The sequence below is a fragment of the Limnobacter sp. CACIAM 66H1 genome (assembly GCF_001601825.1).
Lineage (GTDB): Bacteria > Pseudomonadota > Gammaproteobacteria > Burkholderiales > Burkholderiaceae_B > Limnobacter.
Window position 1 is genome coordinate 36,995 of record NZ_LUJK01000018.1, and the last position, 16,656, is coordinate 53,650.

The 16,656-nt window shown below is 52.2% G+C and carries 21 protein-coding genes; 11 read left to right on the top strand and 10 right to left on the bottom strand.

Features of this window, described 5'->3' with window-relative positions:
• Positions 1-55 precede the first annotated feature (55 nt).
• The 10 genes from A0129_RS07200 to A0129_RS07245 all read right to left on the bottom strand — a co-directional run bounded on the left by A0129_RS07200 (position 56) and on the right by A0129_RS07245 (position 8,734).
• Positions 56-544, bottom strand: a complete 489-nt coding sequence (locus tag A0129_RS07200) for a nuclear transport factor 2 family protein (RefSeq protein ID WP_291713724.1) — start codon at positions 542-544, stop codon at positions 56-58.
• Entirely contained in the window at positions 528-1,337 is an 810-nt protein-coding gene (locus A0129_RS07205; RefSeq protein ID WP_291713726.1) for an SDR family oxidoreductase, read from the bottom strand. Before A0129_RS07205 ends, A0129_RS07200 begins: the two co-directional genes overlap by 17 nt.
• Positions 1,338-1,349: 12 nt before the next feature.
• Positions 1,350-1,904, bottom strand: coding sequence for a DUF3833 domain-containing protein (locus A0129_RS07210; RefSeq protein ID WP_291713728.1), 555 nt, complete (start codon positions 1,902-1,904; stop codon positions 1,350-1,352).
• A complete protein-coding gene (locus tag A0129_RS07215) occupies positions 1,901-3,304 on the bottom strand; it encodes an MFS transporter (protein WP_291713730.1) in 1,404 nt (467 codons plus the stop codon). Before A0129_RS07215 ends, A0129_RS07210 begins: the two co-directional genes overlap by 4 nt.
• A gap of 17 nt (positions 3,305-3,321) precedes the next feature.
• A complete protein-coding gene (locus A0129_RS07220) occupies positions 3,322-3,891 on the bottom strand; it encodes a chalcone isomerase family protein (protein ID WP_291713732.1) in 570 nt (189 codons plus the stop codon).
• Positions 3,888-5,114 carry a cyclopropane-fatty-acyl-phospholipid synthase family protein gene (locus A0129_RS07225; RefSeq protein ID WP_291713734.1) on the bottom strand — a complete coding sequence of 409 codons (1,227 nt, stop codon included), beginning with the start codon at positions 5,112-5,114 and terminating at the stop codon, positions 3,888-3,890. Before A0129_RS07225 ends, A0129_RS07220 begins: the two co-directional genes overlap by 4 nt.
• Entirely contained in the window at positions 5,111-5,929 is an 819-nt protein-coding gene (locus tag A0129_RS07230) for a DUF1365 domain-containing protein (protein WP_291713736.1), read from the bottom strand. Before A0129_RS07230 ends, A0129_RS07225 begins: the two co-directional genes overlap by 4 nt.
• Positions 5,929-7,242, bottom strand: a complete 1,314-nt coding sequence (locus tag A0129_RS07235; RefSeq protein ID WP_291713738.1) for an NAD(P)/FAD-dependent oxidoreductase — start codon at positions 7,240-7,242, stop codon at positions 5,929-5,931. The genes A0129_RS07230 and A0129_RS07235 overlap by 1 nt, the downstream gene beginning before the upstream one ends.
• 109 nt (positions 7,243-7,351) lie before the next feature.
• Positions 7,352-8,155: a GTP cyclohydrolase FolE2 gene (gene folE2 / locus A0129_RS07240; protein ID WP_291713741.1), complete on the bottom strand. Its 804-nt coding sequence runs from the start codon at positions 8,153-8,155 to the stop codon at positions 7,352-7,354.
• A gap of 21 nt (positions 8,156-8,176) precedes the next feature.
• Entirely contained in the window at positions 8,177-8,734 is a 558-nt protein-coding gene (locus tag A0129_RS07245; protein ID WP_291713755.1) for a glutathione peroxidase, read from the bottom strand.
• Between the two features lie 233 nt (positions 8,735-8,967).
• On the opposite strand from A0129_RS07245, the gene A0129_RS07250 reads away from it, so the two are divergent.
• From A0129_RS07250 to A0129_RS07300, 11 genes are all read left to right on the top strand, one after another.
• A complete protein-coding gene (locus A0129_RS07250; RefSeq protein WP_105028343.1) occupies positions 8,968-9,909 on the top strand; it encodes a MerR family transcriptional regulator in 942 nt (313 codons plus the stop codon).
• A 5-nt stretch (positions 9,910-9,914) separates the two neighbouring features.
• The gene (locus A0129_RS07255; protein WP_105028344.1) at positions 9,915-10,088 is read left to right on the top strand and encodes a DUF2256 domain-containing protein; all 174 of its coding nucleotides are present in this window, start codon (positions 9,915-9,917) and stop codon (positions 10,086-10,088) included.
• Positions 10,089-10,104: 16 nt separating this feature from the next.
• Positions 10,105-10,455 carry a cryptochrome/photolyase family protein gene (locus A0129_RS07260; RefSeq protein WP_291713742.1) on the top strand — a complete coding sequence of 117 codons (351 nt, stop codon included), beginning with the start codon at positions 10,105-10,107 and terminating at the stop codon, positions 10,453-10,455.
• A complete protein-coding gene (locus tag A0129_RS07265) occupies positions 10,437-11,648 on the top strand; it encodes a cryptochrome/photolyase family protein (protein ID WP_291713744.1) in 1,212 nt (403 codons plus the stop codon). The genes A0129_RS07260 and A0129_RS07265 overlap by 19 nt, the downstream gene beginning before the upstream one ends.
• 53 nt (positions 11,649-11,701) lie before the next feature.
• A complete protein-coding gene (locus tag A0129_RS07270; RefSeq protein WP_291713747.1) occupies positions 11,702-12,697 on the top strand; it encodes a glutathione S-transferase family protein in 996 nt (331 codons plus the stop codon).
• A gap of 41 nt (positions 12,698-12,738) precedes the next feature.
• The gene (locus A0129_RS07275; protein WP_291713748.1) at positions 12,739-13,911 is read left to right on the top strand and encodes a hypothetical protein; all 1,173 of its coding nucleotides are present in this window, start codon (positions 12,739-12,741) and stop codon (positions 13,909-13,911) included.
• A gap of 73 nt (positions 13,912-13,984) precedes the next feature.
• On the top strand, positions 13,985-14,296 hold the full coding sequence (gene sugE, locus A0129_RS07280; RefSeq protein WP_275270019.1) for a quaternary ammonium compound efflux SMR transporter SugE: 312 nt from the start codon (positions 13,985-13,987) through the stop codon (positions 14,294-14,296).
• A complete protein-coding gene (locus A0129_RS07285) occupies positions 14,293-14,859 on the top strand; it encodes a TIGR00730 family Rossman fold protein (RefSeq protein ID WP_275270018.1) in 567 nt (188 codons plus the stop codon). Before sugE ends, A0129_RS07285 begins: the two co-directional genes overlap by 4 nt.
• A 6-nt stretch (positions 14,860-14,865) precedes the next feature.
• Positions 14,866-15,414 carry a GNAT family N-acetyltransferase gene (locus tag A0129_RS07290; RefSeq protein WP_291713750.1) on the top strand — a complete coding sequence of 183 codons (549 nt, stop codon included), beginning with the start codon at positions 14,866-14,868 and terminating at the stop codon, positions 15,412-15,414.
• A 4-nt stretch (positions 15,415-15,418) separates the two neighbouring features.
• The gene (locus A0129_RS07295; RefSeq protein WP_275270016.1) at positions 15,419-16,171 is read left to right on the top strand and encodes a sulfite exporter TauE/SafE family protein; all 753 of its coding nucleotides are present in this window, start codon (positions 15,419-15,421) and stop codon (positions 16,169-16,171) included.
• A 41-nt stretch (positions 16,172-16,212) separates the two neighbouring features.
• Positions 16,213-16,602: a hypothetical protein gene (locus A0129_RS07300; protein ID WP_291713751.1), complete on the top strand. Its 390-nt coding sequence runs from the start codon at positions 16,213-16,215 to the stop codon at positions 16,600-16,602.
• Positions 16,603-16,656: the final 54 nt, after the last annotated feature.

The following is a 16,656-nucleotide window of genomic DNA, read 5'->3' on the forward strand; positions in this document are numbered from 1 at the left end:
CACAAGGCATTTATGTGCACATGTGTACGCCGAATCCTTCCTGATTCAGGCTCTTTTAGCCGGCCTGCTTTTTCAACCAGCGCATCAGTCCTCCCAGCACCGGGATCTTTTCATACAGCTCTTCAGCCGTGTCCCAATAGTCCCTATGTGACTGAACAAGCCCGTTTTGGTTCAATTGCAGGTGAGATGAGCCTTTGATGCACTGCACTTGCCCCACTTTGAAACGTTTCATCTCGAACAGAAAGTCCCAAGCCATGAATACCTGTTGACCCGATTGAAATGCGGTGTGCACCACAAAGCGAGGGTTGTTGACCTGATGGAACATCTCGCCAAAGATTCGCGCGATGTCCTCCACCCGGTTTACTTCATTGAACGGGTCTTTAAAGTAAGCGTTGTCTGCATAAAACCTGGGCATGTCGGCTACGGTGTGCTCGGTCAGGTGCTCAAAAAAATCGATTAGTCTGCGCAAAGGTTCAGACAATTGTTGACGATCCAGCGGTGCAAGGCCGCCTGTTTTCCCGGTGCTGTTACTTGCTTTGTTCATGGCCCAGTTCCGCTTTGTTTTTGTTGGCGGTCAGTTTTCGCACTGCAGCAAAGTACAGTGAATAAGGCAGTATGCGCAGGGTGCGCAGGGTGCGCGTGAATGCCTTGGGGAAATGGATTTCAAACTCTCCCTTCTCAAGGCCTGTAATAATTTCCTGCGCCGCTTTTTCTGCGGTGATTAAAAACGGCATTGGAAAAGTGTTTTTGCGGGTCAGCGGAGTGTCCACAAAGCCTGGGTTGACGACACTGACGCCCACATGGTGAGGCTGTAACTCCACATGCAAGGCCTCGGCCAGGTTGATCAATGCTGCTTTGGTAGGGCCATAGGCCAGTGAATTTGGTAAACCTCGATACCCTGCCACGCTTGACACAATCGCCAGGTGGCCTGACTTTTGTTCGAGCAGCTTGGGCAGTGTATTGGCCAGTACATACATGGTGCCGTTCAGGTTGACATCAATTTGTTGTTTGACCTTGTCAATGTCAAATTCAGCAACTGACATTTCCGAGTAGGTGCCCGCCATCAACACAATCAAATCCACGCCACCCCATGCGGCGATTACATTGTCGAAGGCGGTTTTCACCGCCGCTTGTTGGGTAATGTCCAAGGGCAGCGCTGTGGCATGTTGTAACTCGCCAGCCAGGGTGGTCAGTTTGTCTGCACTGCGAGCCGACAACATTTGCCTGCAGCCCAGTTGGTCCAACTGGCGTGCCAAGGCTTCACCAATGCCGGTGGATGCGCCCACCAGCCACACCCGTTTGTTTTGCCACTGAGTCAGTTTCGGGTTAAAGCTCATGCGGGTTCCTTCCTAATCTCGTTTGCGAAAGCTCAACAGAACTTCGCCCAATTCAATCCCGAATTTACTCATGGTGGCACGGTTGAGCATCACCTTGTCATCCATCTGGTACATCCAGTCGTCAAATTGCACTTCGTAGGTCGTACCATCCACTGGCAGCAGCATGGTGTACTTCCATTGAAATGCATTGCCAGAGGTTTCGCCATAGGCTTGGCCAAGCACATCACCTGCGGTCCCCGTGTATTTGTTGCCATCCTTTTTCAGGGTCCAGACACGCTTTTGAGTGGTGCCATCGGAATAAGTAAAGTCCTCGTCCAGTACACCAGTGTTGCCATCCCATGTGCACTTCATGACCACAGTGAAGCGCTTGACCACTTTGCCCGATCGGTCTTGAAACACTCCCCAGGCATCGATGGTGCCATTGAAATACTCTTTCAAATCCAGCACCGGTTTTTCCTGTGCGTAGTCGGCTGGTTGCGGGCTCGCGCAGGCAGTTAAAACCAGCGCACCTGCCAGTGCGAGGAATCCCATTTGCAGTTTGCGTGCCCAGTGTTTTGTTTCAATCATGCTGTACTCCCAATCGCGGTGTTACTTGTGTTTCGGTTCAGGCTGGCCAGGCCGCTGCGGCCCAGCAATACGATGGCCAGCAGTTTCAGGCCGCAGGGCACCAAGGCGTAAACCCACAGCAGCGGGTCGTTGGCCAGTTGTTGCAGCAAACCCATGCTTTGGTAAGACTCGGTCTTTGCCATGTCTGCTGAATAGCTGAACCACTGCAATGTACCCAGCGCAAAGCTGGGTGCCAGTGCCAGGTTGAATTTATTCACCCAATTCCAAAGCCCAAAGTAAGTGCCTTCTGTTTTGCCTCGTTCGCCGTTTTCCTCAATCAGCCGGGCCACCAGAGCCGCCGGCAGCGACAAATCAGCGCCCAGCGCGAAACCAGTCACAATACAGACAAACAGATAGCCAGCCAGATCGCCTTCACCCAGCACAATCACAATGATGAAGGCAGGTATGGATAACACCATGCCCCACAGCCATGAACGCGCCAAACCAATTTTGCTGGCCAACCACACCCAGAATACTGTGGAAGCTGCGCCTACCAAAAAGTACACGGCAAGCACCCATTGATCAGAATCGCCCAGCCCCAGGCGGTCGCGCATATAAAAAGGCACCAGAGTGGCTGGCAGTGCCGCGGCCAGGCCGTTGCACAAAAAGACACCCATCAATTTTCGAAAATTTCGTCGACGCAAGGGTTGAACAATGTCAGCAAATCCTCTGCGGATCACGCTGGCCGCACCAGCTTGTACCTTGTTGAATGTTTCGCCAAACGGGCTTGCAGCTTGCTGCGCCGTTCGGTCGGGTTTGGGGGAAAACTTCAACAGCAAAAACATGCCCAACACCAACATCACTGCGAATACGGTGAATATCAGTCCTGCATTGGTTTCCAGTGCCAGTGACACGGCGAACACCACACCGAGAATACCTACACCTTCACGCACTGCCACATAGGTTGAGCGTTCCTTGTCGGTGTGCCCAAGTTCAGCCCCCCAAGCCTGGTAGGCGATGCTGGCGAAGCTGTAGCCAAGGTGTACCACGATTAAGCTCACCATCAGGCTGGCGGCGTACTCGGTGGGTGTGTCGCCCACCGGGAAAAATACACCCGCCATGCCCAATAACAACAAGGGCACTGCCAGAAGCAGGGGCAGGGCATAACGATTGCCTGGGTTGGCTGAATTTCCTTGCGAGCTTCGCCGATCAACCCACAGACCAATGGCTGGGTCCAGCACTGCATCGAGTAGGCGCGACAACAGCAAGATGAGCCCCACCCACGCTGATGGCACTTCGTAGATGCGGGAGTACAGGTAGGGAACTTGGATATAGATGGGCACGGCCACCGCGCCCAAGGCCCAGCCCAGAAGGCCATAGTTCAGCAAATTCCTGGCGCTGGTTCGGGGCTGTTGTGTCATGTCGGCGTGGCCGCTGATCAGCGCTTCAAACCAATCAATTCACGGCGCATTTCAGGCGCAGAAGTTTTTGGATCGAGCCAAATACCCATGAATGCCTCGGCCAGTTCAGGGTCGTCCACTTTGGCCAAAGGCAGGCCGTTGCGGAAAAACTGAATACTTTTGCCGGGAACAAACAAGGCGCTTAATGTGTGGCCTTTCTTTACATCTGGAAAAATTTCGTTGAGCTTTACCAGCCAACCCTGGCGTTGCACCTCAGTGCCCGCACCAATTTCTTCCATTTCATCGATGCTGCGTTCCGCGATGTCACTTCCATCAAAGTCGCGGGCATATTTCAGTTCGAGCCAAGACGGATCACGTTTGTAATTGAAGCCCTCGGGATCAGCATTGGACCACAGCTGCCCGTCATACACTCGCAGACCGAACCAACGCAGGGTGCCGTACCCCATGAGTTTTGCATTTTCAATTGTTTGCGTAACCTGTTTGGGCGGCGCGTTCAAATTGCTGTTGGCCACGGCCAGGGGTGTAGTGCCCAGCAGAGCCAGACACAACAAAGCATGTTGAATAAACTGAACCTGAAACAGCTTCATTGGTTTTCCACCTTCTCGAGGTAAAACTGGATCACATCGGTACTTTCATATTCAAACCCTGCTTCGCAGTAGGCCAGATAAAACTCCCAGGTGCGAATAAATGGATCGTCAAAGCCCTGGTTTTTAACCTGTTCCAGTGTTTTCATGAATTGCACTCGCCAGCGGCGCAAGGTTTCAGCATAGTCTTTTCCAAACGCTTTTTCCGACACCACACGCAAACCATGCTTTTCAGCCATGGTTCTGAACTTCGCAGGTGAAGGCAACATGCCACCAGGGAAAATATACTGTTGAATGAAATCGGTGCCTTTGCGGTAGCGGTCAAACAACTCGTCCTGAATCACAATGGTTTGAATGGCAGCCTTGCCACCTTTTTTCAGCAGTCGATTCACTGACTGAAAGTAAGCAGGCCAGTATTCTTCACCGACCGCTTCAAACATTTCAATCGAGGCAATGTGGTCGAACTGACCGCGACAATCGCGATAATCCTGCAGGCGGAAGTCGGCTTGTTCAGCAAAGCCCTGTTTTGCCAAGCGTGCTTTGGCGTAAGCCAGTTGTTCGGTTGACAATGTCAGGCCCACCAGACTCGCGCCGGCTGCGCATGCCTTCTCTGCAAAACCACCCCATCCACATCCAATTTCGAGGACTTGCTCGCCCGCCTTGGGGGCAAGGTAGTTCAGCATGGCTTGGTATTTGGCGTGCTGGGCCTGCTCGAGGCTCAAGCTGGTGTCCCCATCGAACAGCGCGCTGGAGTAGGTCATCGTGGGGTCTAGCCAGAGCTGATAAAACGGATTACCCAAGTCGTAATGGGCATGAATGTTTTTCTTGGCCTGAGCCTTGGTGTTGCGGTTCAGCAGGTGTTTGATTTTGTAGGCGATGCTGCCCAGAAAGCTGCCATAGATGACTGTTTCAACTGCTTTGCGGTTTTCCAGAAACACGCCCAGAACGGAAGCGATGTCCTGTGTTTCCCACTCGCCAGCGATATAGGCCTCGGCAAAACCAATGTCGCCTGCTTTCAAGGCTCGTTGACAAACTGCCCACGAATTCAATTTGATTTTCGCGCTTGGCTGGTCTCCTTCTCCACCAAAAAGCAGGTGAACACCTTCGGGGGTCACAATCTCGAGGCGGCCTTTCTTGAGTTTGGTGAGTAATTTCAGGGTCCACTGGGCCGACGAGGGGGCGTGGCTTGGCAGTTGAAACTGGGAAAAAGTAATGGCTTGAGTCATGCTTCGAGTTCAGTCTGCGTAATTGTTTGATGGGGTGGGGCAGGCTTGCTGTGAAACTTCGCGCCTTTGAACAGAAGTTTCACTGCTTGCCAATGAATTTTTGCAATTACGGCCAATGTAAACCAACCGTATTTCAATAAGGTTTTACACCAAAGCAGGGTGTCTGGATGCATCAGTTCTCCGCTCACGCTGGTACTGAGCTGCTGAATTGAACCTTCAAAGTAGTTGATTCGCGCCAAGGTACGCTCCGCGCTGCTGACAAACCGGAACTCATAACGCCCCGAGACCGGGAAAAAAGGTGAGACATGAAACTCTTTTTTGGCGTGCAGTAACATGCCTTTGTTTATGGGTGCTTGACTGTCCGGGGCGTTTAGCAAATAAAAATGCCTTTCACCAAAGGTGTTGTTCACCTCGCACAGCACCACACGGCAGTGCTGGGCTTCATCGTGAAAATACCAAAAGCTGACTGGATTGAACACATAGCCCAATACCTTGGGAAAAGTGTGCAAATGCACATCACCTTGCAGCGCCATGCCGGTTTCCGATTCCACCTTGCTCACCAACTGACTGACAAACTCCGGAAACTTGAGTGTGTGTGCTTCGAAGCCATAATTGTGGGCTGACACGGACACCAAACCTTTGCCGTCAATTACTGGGTAAGTGTGCTTGGGAGTTGAATCCGATTGTGTCGAAAAAACAAGACGTACAAAGCAGGCGCCCGTGGAAAAGCCGTTGGCTTTGGGAAGTGCCCGATGATGTTTCACCAAGCCCCAGGCCAGTTTTACTTCGCTGAGTTGAAAACGCTTTTGCGCCATCAAGCCGCCTTTTGTCTGCTTTTCGTCAACTTGTCGATCAATGTGCGTGCCGCATTCAAGCCAGACGTATGGCCATCTTCGTGAAAACCATATTTCATCCACGCCCCTGCCAGGTAGACATTGTTCAGACCCTGAAGTTCGACCAGAGCCTGTTGGGCTTGAACAGCAGGCACGTCAAACACAGGGTGTGAGTAATGAATTTCCCTGAACACCTGATTTGCGTCTGGCTGGACAATCGGATTCAGCGTGACGAAGATCGGTTTTTTTACCGGCAGTGGTTGGAGGCAGTTGCTCCAATAAGTCACAGAAACACTGGGCTGGGGATTCAATACATCACTCAAATAATTCCAGGATGACCAGGTGCTTCGGGTTTTGGGCATCAGTTTCACGTCGGTATGCAGGTATGCCACGTTGGCTTGGTACTTGATGTGTTGTAACTGATCTTTCTGGGCCTCGTTGCCTTTGAGCATTCCCAGCGCTTCATCGCTGTGGCAGGCCAAAATTACCTGGTCAAATTCCCGCTCGCCCAGGTGCGTTTTTACAATCGGTTTCACGCCCGTAGTGGTTACCTCAAGCACTGGTGTGTTCTTGTGAACCTCATCCACGAAAGGCAATATTTTTTGTACATAATTGCGGGCACCATTTTTCACGGTGAACCATTTGGGTCTGTCATTGACTTGCAACAACCCGTGGTTGTGACAGAACTGAATGAATGTAGCCAATGGGAAGGCCAGCATTTGTTCACTGGGGCAAGACCAAATGGCGGCAGCCATCGGAATCAGATACCAGTCGCGGAATTCTGCACTGTACTTTTCCTCGACCAGATAGTCGCCCAAATGCATTTTTGCCTTGCTCTGGAATAGCGCGGCTCGCCCGGCATCAGCAACCATGGCGGTGGCCTCTTTGTTGAACCGTAAAATATCCAGCAGCATGCGGATAAAACGGGGGCGCAACAAATTGCGGCGCTGCGCGAACACTGTATTCAGGTTTGTGCCAGCCCATTCAATGTTCAACTCTGGCAAACACACTGAAAAAGACATGTCCGATTCCACGGTCTCCACAGCGAGCTCATCGAACAAACGAATCAGATTGGGATATGTTCTTTCGTTGTAGACCAGAAATCCCGTGTCCACTGCGACTTGTGTTCCTTCAACCTCGATGTCCACCGTATTCGTATGGCCGCCAATGTAATCGTTGGCCTCAAACAAGGTGGTGTGTGCATGGTCTCGCAGTGCGTAAGCCGCCGTGAGGCCAGAGATTCCTCCGCCCACGATTGCGACTCTGGGCAATAAATCTTTTGAATTCTTGGTCATGTGTACTCAGGGTTTAAGAGAAGCAAGGGTATTCACTAACATCCTAACCTTTTATTACTGCAGTAAGTGAAACTGGTTCTGGCTTTTCCAGCCAGAACCGCGTTAATGATTAATTTTGTTTGCGTTTGTCTTCTTCGATCCAGGCCACTGCTGAATGGTTGTGAATCGATTCGAAGTTTTCACTCTCAATTCGATAGGCCAAAACCTTTTTGTTGGCCCGCAGGCGAATCGCGACATCACGAACCAGGTCTTCAACAAACTTGGGGTTGTCGTAGGCGCGCTCGGTCACATATTTTTCGTCTGGACGCTTCAACAAGCCCCACAGTTCGCAAGACGCTGATTCCTCAGCCATTCGAATCAGTTCCTCAACAGCGATGCCGTCGGCCACCAATGCGCGGATCGTAATGTGGCTGCGCTGGTTATGTGCACCATACTCGGAAATCTTCTTGGAGCAAGGGCACAGGCTGGTCACGGGTACCACCACTGTCATGAATACGTCTGTATTCGAGCCATTGTTGTCAGCTTCCAACGTGACCTCGTAGTCCAGCAGGCTAGCCACACCCGACACGGGCGCAACCTTGCGCACGAAGTAAGGAAATTTCATCGTGATGGTGCCGGCGTTTGAATCCAGACGTTGAAGCATGTCCCTCATCATCTGTTTCATGCCAACGGGGGTCAGTGCACTCTCCTGGGTTTGCAGGATTTCGAGAAAGCGCGACATGTGTGTGCCCTTTACATCGCTGGGCAAAAACACCGACATATCAATCGTGGCCACCGAAGGCTGTGGACCTTCCAGTGTTTCCACAATGATCGGGTGCTTGATTGATCGCACCCCCACTCGTTGAATGGCGATGTTGCGTTTGTCTGCACGTGATTGTTCGTCAGGTAAAAATAGTCCGTCCGGTGCATTCATGACGAAGCGCTCCAATAATAATTACTGCTCTGTGATTGGATGTGCATCGAGTGCACGGCGAATTGCCTGGGTAATCTGGGGGCTTGTGGGTGAGACACCGCTTTTGAAGGTGCCGACCACTTCGCCCTTGCGATTGATCAGGTATTTATGGAAATTCCAGCCGGGTTGTTCTCCGCTGGCGTTGGCCAATTGCTTGTACAAAGGGTTGGCCCCATCCCCTTTCACCACGGTTTTTGCAAACATCGGAAACTTCACTCCGAATGTGTTGTTGCAAAAAGCCGCAATTTCCTTGTTCGATTTGTATTCTTGATTACCGAAGTCGCTTGATGGAAAGCCCACGACACTAAAACCTTTCGATTTGTATTGGCTGTGCACTTTTTCGAGTTCTTCATACTGGCTGGTAAAACCGCAGAAGCTAGCCGTATTGACCACCAACAAGACTTGTCCCTTGAAGTTGCAAAGTGAAATCGCCTTCTCGTCCTGAAGTCTGGGAAACTCGTGGTTCAGCAAAGCGGGGCATTGCTGGCCTGGCTTGGCCTGTGCAGAGTTCCACAGCAACAAGCCAAACACCGCAATCATGCCAGCCATAACCCGCTGCCCAAGGTTTACCCGGACTGGACTAGACAGATGCTTGTCTTTACAATGCGCATTATCCACTTGAATGTCTCTATATGTGTGGTTAAATCTCAGCCAATGTGCTAATTTGATTGGCAATCAGGCTTTGAGTTCCATTATTATTCGTTCAGTGTGGCAAGTCAATTTGTCTAGGACAAAACAAAGATGTTGAAGTTTCACCGTGGTCAGGTTCAGGTATGAATGAGCGTGCAGATTTAAGCCAACCCTCATTTTCAATCGCAGCAGTCGAGCGGGACACCGGCTTGCCCAAAGACACCTTGCGCGTCTGGGAAAAGCGCTACAACTTTCCACAACCTGGCCGGGATTCCTTCGGTGAGCGTATTTACTCCATCGATCAAGTCGAGAAATTGCGAGTCATCAAAAGGCTTCTCGACGGCGGTCACCGCCCCGGAAAAATCATTGGTTTGAGTATCGACGAACTCGTCAAGTTGGCAGAGGTCAGTAGCGCGGGTTCGAGAATGAACGTGGCGCCAGACAGCCTGGACGAATTGAATGGCTACATGGAGCTCATCAAGCGACATGATGCAGAAGAATTCCGCCAGGCGATGTCTCGCCTGGCCTTGACTATGGGTCTGCGCCGTTTTGTGGTTGAAATCGTGGCGCCCATGAATGCAATGGTGGGAGATGCCTGGGCTCGTGGGTACTTTGAAATTTTTGAAGAACACATTTACACCGAGACCATTCAGGTGGTGCTTCGCAATGCATTGAACACCATTCCCTCCACCCGAAAGGGTCCACGCGTACTGCTCACCACACTTCCCAACGAGTTGCATGGTTTGGGTTTGCTGATGGCCGAATGCATTTTTTCAATGGAAGGTGCTCAGTGCGTATCACTGGGTACCCAAACGCCCATCTACGACATTGTATTGGCTGCCCGCGCGCAGAACATCAATATTGTGGCCTTGTCATTCTCGGTGATACAAAGTTCGCCCGCAGTGCTTGAAGCGGTTGCCGAGTTGCGCGAGAAGTTGCCTCCCATGGTTGAAATCTGGTGTGGCGGTTCCTCCACGGCCCTGCGCAAAAAGCCTTCAGAAGACTTCGTGCTGCTCTCCAGCCTTGAGTCGATCAGCGAGTCGATTGCAGACTGGCGACTGCGCAACAAATTCAATCAGCAGTAACTCCAGTGTCGGGCAAGCAGCAAACTTTCAAAGGCAACAAGTCGTATTTGCCCAGCAAGCCGTGTACTGTTTGCGGCAAAGACATGACCTGGCGCAAAAGCTGGGCCAGGAACTGGGATGATGTGAAGTACTGCTCCGACGCATGCCGCAAGGCAGCGCCACGAACGAGCGGCAAATAAACTGGCAGCAAACAACATGGGCAGTGACACAAAAGCAGTGGTGGTGTTGGGCGACCAACTCGATATGAACAACCCCGCGCTGCGACTCAATCCCCCGGAAAACACACACATCATCATGGTGGAGTCCGCCACCGAATCCACTGTGGTTTGGGTTCATAAGGTTCGCATTGCTTTGTTTCTAAGCGCCATGCGCCATTTCGCCGATGAGTTGCGCCATGCAGGTTACACGGTGCACTACCGCACTTTGGCAGACACGGGTCGACGCAGTCTTGTGCAGGAAGTCGCTGCACTGTGCAAGCAACACGGATATACCAGCATCGACATGGCCGAAGCCCGGAGAATCGGCGCTTGGAGCAAGACTTCCTGACGCTTGCCAAATCAGACAATCTCAAGTTGCGTCTTCTCGAAGACTCGCATTATTTGTGCAGCCGCGCTGAATTCGCAAAGTGGGCCAGTGGCTACAAACAGATGCGCATGGAGTATTTTTATCGCGAAATGCGCAAGCGCACGGGCGTATTGATGGAGGGTGCTGAACCGGCGGGTGGCAAATGGAATTTTGACGCGGACAATCGCAGTGCCTTTCCCAAGGCAGGTCCAGGCGACATTACGCCCCCTGCATTTTTCGAACCCGATGAAATCACTCAGGCAGTATTTGCAGAGGTTGAAGCGAGTTTTCCTGATCACCCAGGCACATTGAAAAATTTTGCGTGGCCAGTGACACGTGAACAGGCTCTGCAGGCGCTCGATGCCTTCATTGAGAACCGTTTTGTCAACTTCGGCACCTATCAGGATGCGATGTGGACTGACACGCCGTTCGGTTGGCACTCACTGGTGTCCAGTTCAATCAACTTGCACTTGCTACATCCTCTAGAAGTCATTCAAAAAGCAGAGGCGGCTTACCGCGCGGGCAAGGTGGATGTCGCCAGTGCAGAAGGGTTTGTTCGGCAAATTCTGGGCTGGCGTGAATTCATGCGCGGGGTGTATTGGCTCGATATGCCGAAAATGCGTGACGACAACCATTTGCAAGCCGAACTTGATTTGCCCAAATGGTTTTGGACTGGCAATACCCAGATGAACTGCCTGAAAGACTCCATCGGCCAAACGCTCGATTACGGCTATGCACATCATATTCAACGTTTGATGGTGATTGGCAATTTTGCCTTGTTGGCCGGGCTAGTGCCACAGCAGGTGGAAGAATGGTTCTTGGCGGTGTACGTAGACGCCGTTGAGTGGGTTGAGCTGCCCAATGTGGCCGGCATGGCTCTATTTGCCAATGGCGGGCGTTTCACCAGCAAGCCCTACATTGCCTCGGGTGCTTACATCAAACGCATGAGCAACTATTGCGGCGGTTGCAAATACGACCCAGCTGAGAAAACTGGTGACAAGGCCTGCCCATTCACGACGCTGTACTGGGGGTTTCTTGACCAGCATGAAAAAATGCTGTCCGCCAACCCGCGAACCGGCCTGATGGCCAAAAACATTGCGCGACTGGATGAGGCCCAGCGCCGTGCTCTTCGGCAAAAAGTAGCCGATACCTTCAAGAATATTGAACAACTGTAAGCCTCCGTTTTGTTAAGGTGAGGCCTTGTTGTTGCAGTTCAAGGAGTGGAAGCATGGGTCTGTTGGTCGATGGTCAGTGGCAAGACAAGTGGTATGACACCAGTTCAAGCGGTGGCAAATTTCAGCGAGAAAGCGCCAAGTTGCGCAACTGGGTGACCGCAGACGGCAGTGCTGGGCCAAGCGGTATAGGTGGATTCAAGGCTGAAAGTGGCCGCTACCATTTGTATGTGTCCCTTGCTTGCCCATGGGCGCATCGCACCCTGATTTTCCGCAAGCTGAAAAATCTTGAAAATCACATTGACGTTTCGGTTGTTAGCCCGGACATGCTCAGCCATGGCTGGACATTCAACACAGATGCGGGCAGCACTGGCGACATGCTTTTCAACAGCGAATTCATGCACCAAATTTACACGCGTAACAAAAGCGACTACTCCGGGCGGGTCACAGTGCCCGTGTTGTGGTGTAAAAAAACCAATCAGATTGTCAGCAATGAATCGTCTGAAATTATTCGCATGTTCAATTCAGCGTTCAATGAAATCACTGGCAATCACGATGATTACTACCCTGAAAACCTGCGTGCCATGATCGATCGGGTCAACGGACTGGTGTATGACAACATCAACAACGGTGTATACCGGGCTGGCTTTGCCACTGAGCAGGGCGCTTACGAAGAAGCCTACAACGCCGTGTTCATGGCGCTAGATTCTGTCGAAAAAATCCTGGAGAACAACCGCTATTTGGTGGGGCCAAGAATGACAGAAGCGGATTGGCGCTTGTTCACCACCTTGATCAGGTTTGATGCGGTGTACCACGGCCATTTCAAGTGCAATCGCCAAAGGCTTGAAGACTTTCCAAACATTTCCAACTATGTGCGCGAGTTGTATCAGTGGCCTAGCGTGGCAGAAACCGTCGATTTTTATCACATCAAACGCCATTACTACTACAGCCATGACATGATCAACCCCACACGGGTTGTGCCCGCTGGCCCAGCCATCGACTTCACCCGTGAGCACAACCGCACGCGTTTGCCTGCAAGCCACGCCGCATAATTCGGTGGTAATCTTGGGCAACATTCATTCTCGTGTTGCCCATGGCCCGCCACCCTGAACTGCAAGGTTTTCAAGTCGATTCCGCCATTGAACGATTGCCCGCCCGTGCCAAAGTGTATGTGGTGGGCGGTGCAGTTCGCGATGCGCTGATGGGTCGCACCAGCAGCGATAGGGACTGGGTGGTAGTCGGTGCGACCGTGGACAATATGCTGGCTGCTGGTTTTACTCCGGTGGGTTCAGACTTCCCCGTATTTTTGCACCCGCGTACCCACGAAGAATACGCCCTGGCCCGCACCGAGCGCAAAAGCGGACACGGCTACAAAGGCTTTACTTTTCACGCAGACCCCTCGGTTACCCTCGAAGAAGACTTGGCTCGCCGTGATTTCACCGTGAATGCCATGGCCATGAATGCGAAAGGTGATTTAATCGACCCATTTCATGGGTTTGTCGACCTTCAAAACAAATGCATGCGCCATGTTAGCCCTGCTTTTTCTGAAGATCCGCTGCGAGTGCTTCGCCTGGCGCGCTTTCTGGCCCGTTTTCTCGATTTTTCAGTGGCCGAGGAAACCATGGACTTGTGCCGGGAATTGCGGGCAAGCGGCGAGTTAAAACACCTTGTGGCCGAGCGTATATACGCCGAGTTGAACAAAGGCATGGGCGAGGTGAAGCCTTCCCGCATGATCAAATTGATCAGCAAGCTCAATGCCTGGGGTGAGTTGGCACCGAGCTGCCCTGTGCCGTTTTCTGGTTTCGACAAGCCAGAATACGATCGTTTGAATGGTCTTTCCGCCGCTGAAGCGCGCTGGGTTTATTGTCTTGGGTTTTTCCTGGATGTTGCACAGATCCGGGCTTTGGCCAAGGCATGGCGTTTACCGCGCAACACCGAAGATTTGTCGATCGTCACGCGTCAGTGCCTTGATTTTCTGGCGCAGTGTACGACCGATTCCAACAGTTTTGGCAGGTTTTTCAATCAGGTCGATCTTTACAGAAAGCCAGCCCGTTTGCGGCAGATTAACCAGCTTGTGGCCCAGCTAAGTGGTACAGGGCCAGTACACGAATTTGTCGAGAAGGCTGTCGCGGAATTGGAACAAGGGCATTACAAAACTTTTGTTGGTGATAAAATCGCCGATGTCCTGCCAAGTGAACAGGTGGCCCAAGTGGCCTCGGAAGCGCGACAGGCTTGGGTCAGTGAATTACATTCCAGATACTTTTGATTCTTGAAGTGAGGACGACCTCACCGCTCAACCTTCGATCGGGGACGGCCCCATTTGCTTGATGGGAGTTGTCATGTCCTGGTTAATTCTGTTTGTAGCGGGTCTCTTTGAAATCGTTTGGGCCATTGGCCTGAAATACACCGATGGTTTCACCCGCCTAGTTCCCTCTGCCATCACCTTGATTGCCGCCGCAATCAGCTTCGGGCTGTTGGGCCTGGCCATGAAAACCCTGCCTGTTGGCACCGCGTACAGTGTCTGGGTCGGTATTGGCGCGGCTGGTACAGTGCTCATGGGTATTGTCTTGTTCAACGAGCCTGTCAATGCACTGCGCATCGGCAGCGTCGTGCTGATTGTGTTGGGTGTATTGGGCTTGAAGCTGTCATGAAAAATATTTGTGTGTACTGCGGCTCCAGTGCGGGCAACCGGGTTGAATACACCGAGGGTGCGAAAGCCTTGGCCCGTGCATTGGTCGACAATAGTTTCGGCCTGGTGTACGGCGGGTCTAATTTGGGCTTGATGGGTGTGGTGGCGGAAGAGGTATTGGCTTTGGGCGGCAATGTCACTGGCATTATTCCCGAATCGCTGGTGACCAAGGAACTGGCCCACCCTGCCTTGACTGAGTTGATCGTAACTCGCAACATGCACGAGCGCAAAGCCCTGATGGCCGAGCGTTCTGATGGCTTTGTTGCTTTGCCCGGTGGTTTGGGAACTTTCGAAGAACTCTTTGAAATCCTGACCTGGGCGCAACTCAGTTTTCATCACAAGCCAGTGGGTGTGTTGAATGTGAGTGGCTATTACGACGGTTTGCTCGCCTTTCTGGATCATGCTCATCAGGAGGCATTCATTCGGCCCCAGCACCGCAATATGTTGATGGCCAATACCTGTGCATTCTCGCTGCTCGAAGCTTTCAAAACGTACAGCGCGCCCGCGGTCGTAAAGTGGGTTTAAGCGGCCATGCAACACGCTACAAGATCAGCTTTTCAAATCCGGGATGCCTGCCTGGCCGACATGCCTGCTGTGCAGGCTTTGTATGCGCATTATGTACTTCATGAGCTGGCCACATTTGAGCTGGTTCCGCCGACAGTGGAAGAAATGTGTGCCCGACGGCAAGCCATACTCGAGTCCGGTCTGCCTTATCTGGTTGCACAAATCGATCAGGAGATTGTTGGTTACGCCTATGCAGCCAGTTACAGGCCCAGGCCCGCTTACCGCTACACCGTTGAAGATTCAGTGTATTTGTCACCAAACCACAAAGGCATGGGCTTGGGTGCGGCTTTGCTTGGAGAGGTCATTCGCAGGTGCGAGCAGGGCCCCTGGCGGCAAATGGTGGCAGTAATTACGCAGGGAGGCATCGCAGGTTCCGCGGAATTACACCGAAAACTGGGCTTTCTGGAAGTTGGGCGCATGCCCAACGTAGGCTACAAATTCAATCGTTGGGTGGGCACGCTCATCATGCAACGTGCTTTGGGAGAGGGTGATAATTCTTCACCCGTTCCTCTTTAAGGACATGGCTCTGGACATTAACGACTACACCCTGATCGTTGGCCTGGCATTTTTGGTGGCAGGTTTCGTCAAAGGCGTCACCGGCATGGGTTTGCCCCCAATCGCAATTGGTTTGATGGCGGTGGTGGTTGCGCCCGTGCAAGCAGCCGCGCTGATTGTTGTGCCCTCCATGGTCAGCAATGTCTGGCAAATGCTGATAGGCCCGGGATTTTGGATTGCCTTGCGCCGCTTTGCCGGTTTACTCGTCATGGTGTGTATCGGCGCTGCCTTCGGTGTGGGCGTTTTGACCGGTAGCACGCCTGCGTATGCCACCCTGGTTTTAGGTCTTGTCCTGTTTGTGTACGCCGTGTTGGGTCTGTTCAAGTTCAACATGCATGTGAACGCCAGTCAGGAACGCTGGGCTTCGCCCCTGGTGGGTGGGCTTACCGGGTTTCTGGCGGGTGCAACCGGCGTTTCATCGGTGCCTTCCGCACCGTACATGAATTCCTTGGGTATGGACAAAGACGAGTTGTTGCAGGCTTTGGGTTTGGTATTCACCGTGGGCACTTTTGCTCTGGCAGTGGGCCTGTACCTCAAGGGGCGGTTTGAATTGGCTGCGGCCTGGGAATCCACTTTGTGCCTGATACCCACCATGGCCGGGGTGCTGGCGGGGCAAAAATGCCGAGCCCTGTTGAGCGCAGAGACTTTCAAAACCGTGTTTTTCCTTGGCTTGCTGCTATTGGGCAGCTACATGATTGCCCGTGTGCTTTGGCTGTAGGCTGATATACACTGAGAACTCGAACACCCAGGGAGAAAAGCATGCGTCGCATGTGGGTAGCAGTGTGCATCATGGCGGGCGCAGCTGGTTTGCTCAACGCCGGTCAACTTCATGCCGCACCTATCACGGTCGAGAAAGCACTGGCTCGTTTGAATCAGGAAGTGCAGGTTCAAATGAAAGTCCGTTCCAGCAAATTGCGCACCGAACGCGATGAAGTCGACTTGAATTCACACACCAGTTTTCGGGATCCAGCGAATCTCTCCGTGGTCATTGATGGTCGCGTGGCGGCTTGGTATTCGTATCAAGGTATTCACGACTTGCCAAAATTCTTTTTTGGTAAAAATATTGTGGTGTCGGGTGTGGTTGAGCAATTTGGCGATCAAACCCGAATCCTTGTCGTCGACCCAGCCCAAATTCAAATCGTGAAGTAAGCCCATGTATTTGCCCAAGCAGTTTGAGGAAACCTCGATTCCGGTGTTGTTGAA

What these genes read in the sequence shown, in the direction of transcription:
- A0129_RS07200 (WP_291713724.1), bottom strand. Translation starts at nt 544, where the DNA reads ATGAACAAAGCAAGTAACAGCACCGGGAAAACAGGCGGCCTTGCACCG.
- A0129_RS07205 (WP_291713726.1), bottom strand. Translation starts at nt 1,337, where the DNA reads ATGAGCTTTAACCCGAAACTGACTCAGTGGCAAAACAAACGGGTGTGG.
- A0129_RS07210 (WP_291713728.1), bottom strand. Translation starts at nt 1,904, where the DNA reads ATGATTGAAACAAAACACTGGGCACGCAAACTGCAAATGGGATTCCTC.
- A0129_RS07215 (WP_291713730.1), bottom strand. Translation starts at nt 3,304, where the DNA reads ATGACACAACAGCCCCGAACCAGCGCCAGGAATTTGCTGAACTATGGC.
- A0129_RS07220 (WP_291713732.1), bottom strand. Translation starts at nt 3,891, where the DNA reads ATGAAGCTGTTTCAGGTTCAGTTTATTCAACATGCTTTGTTGTGTCTG.
- A0129_RS07225 (WP_291713734.1), bottom strand. Translation starts at nt 5,114, where the DNA reads ATGACTCAAGCCATTACTTTTTCCCAGTTTCAACTGCCAAGCCACGCC.
- A0129_RS07230 (WP_291713736.1), bottom strand. Translation starts at nt 5,929, where the DNA reads ATGGCGCAAAAGCGTTTTCAACTCAGCGAAGTAAAACTGGCCTGGGGC.
- A0129_RS07235 (WP_291713738.1), bottom strand. Translation starts at nt 7,242, where the DNA reads ATGACCAAGAATTCAAAAGATTTATTGCCCAGAGTCGCAATCGTGGGC.
- folE2 (WP_291713741.1), bottom strand. Translation starts at nt 8,155, where the DNA reads ATGAATGCACCGGACGGACTATTTTTACCTGACGAACAATCACGTGCA.
- A0129_RS07245 (WP_291713755.1), bottom strand. Translation starts at nt 8,734, where the DNA reads ATGATTGCGGTGTTTGGCTTGTTGCTGTGGAACTCTGCACAGGCCAAG.
- A0129_RS07250 (WP_105028343.1), top strand. Translation starts at nt 8,968, where the DNA reads ATGAATGAGCGTGCAGATTTAAGCCAACCCTCATTTTCAATCGCAGCA.
- A0129_RS07260 (WP_291713742.1), top strand. Translation starts at nt 10,105, where the DNA reads ATGGGCAGTGACACAAAAGCAGTGGTGGTGTTGGGCGACCAACTCGAT.
- A0129_RS07270 (WP_291713747.1), top strand. Translation starts at nt 11,702, where the DNA reads ATGGGTCTGTTGGTCGATGGTCAGTGGCAAGACAAGTGGTATGACACC.
- A0129_RS07275 (WP_291713748.1), top strand. Translation starts at nt 12,739, where the DNA reads ATGGCCCGCCACCCTGAACTGCAAGGTTTTCAAGTCGATTCCGCCATT.
- sugE (WP_275270019.1), top strand. Translation starts at nt 13,985, where the DNA reads ATGTCCTGGTTAATTCTGTTTGTAGCGGGTCTCTTTGAAATCGTTTGG.
- A0129_RS07285 (WP_275270018.1), top strand. Translation starts at nt 14,293, where the DNA reads ATGAAAAATATTTGTGTGTACTGCGGCTCCAGTGCGGGCAACCGGGTT.
- A0129_RS07290 (WP_291713750.1), top strand. Translation starts at nt 14,866, where the DNA reads ATGCAACACGCTACAAGATCAGCTTTTCAAATCCGGGATGCCTGCCTG.
- A0129_RS07295 (WP_275270016.1), top strand. Translation starts at nt 15,419, where the DNA reads ATGGCTCTGGACATTAACGACTACACCCTGATCGTTGGCCTGGCATTT.
- A0129_RS07300 (WP_291713751.1), top strand. Translation starts at nt 16,213, where the DNA reads ATGCGTCGCATGTGGGTAGCAGTGTGCATCATGGCGGGCGCAGCTGGT.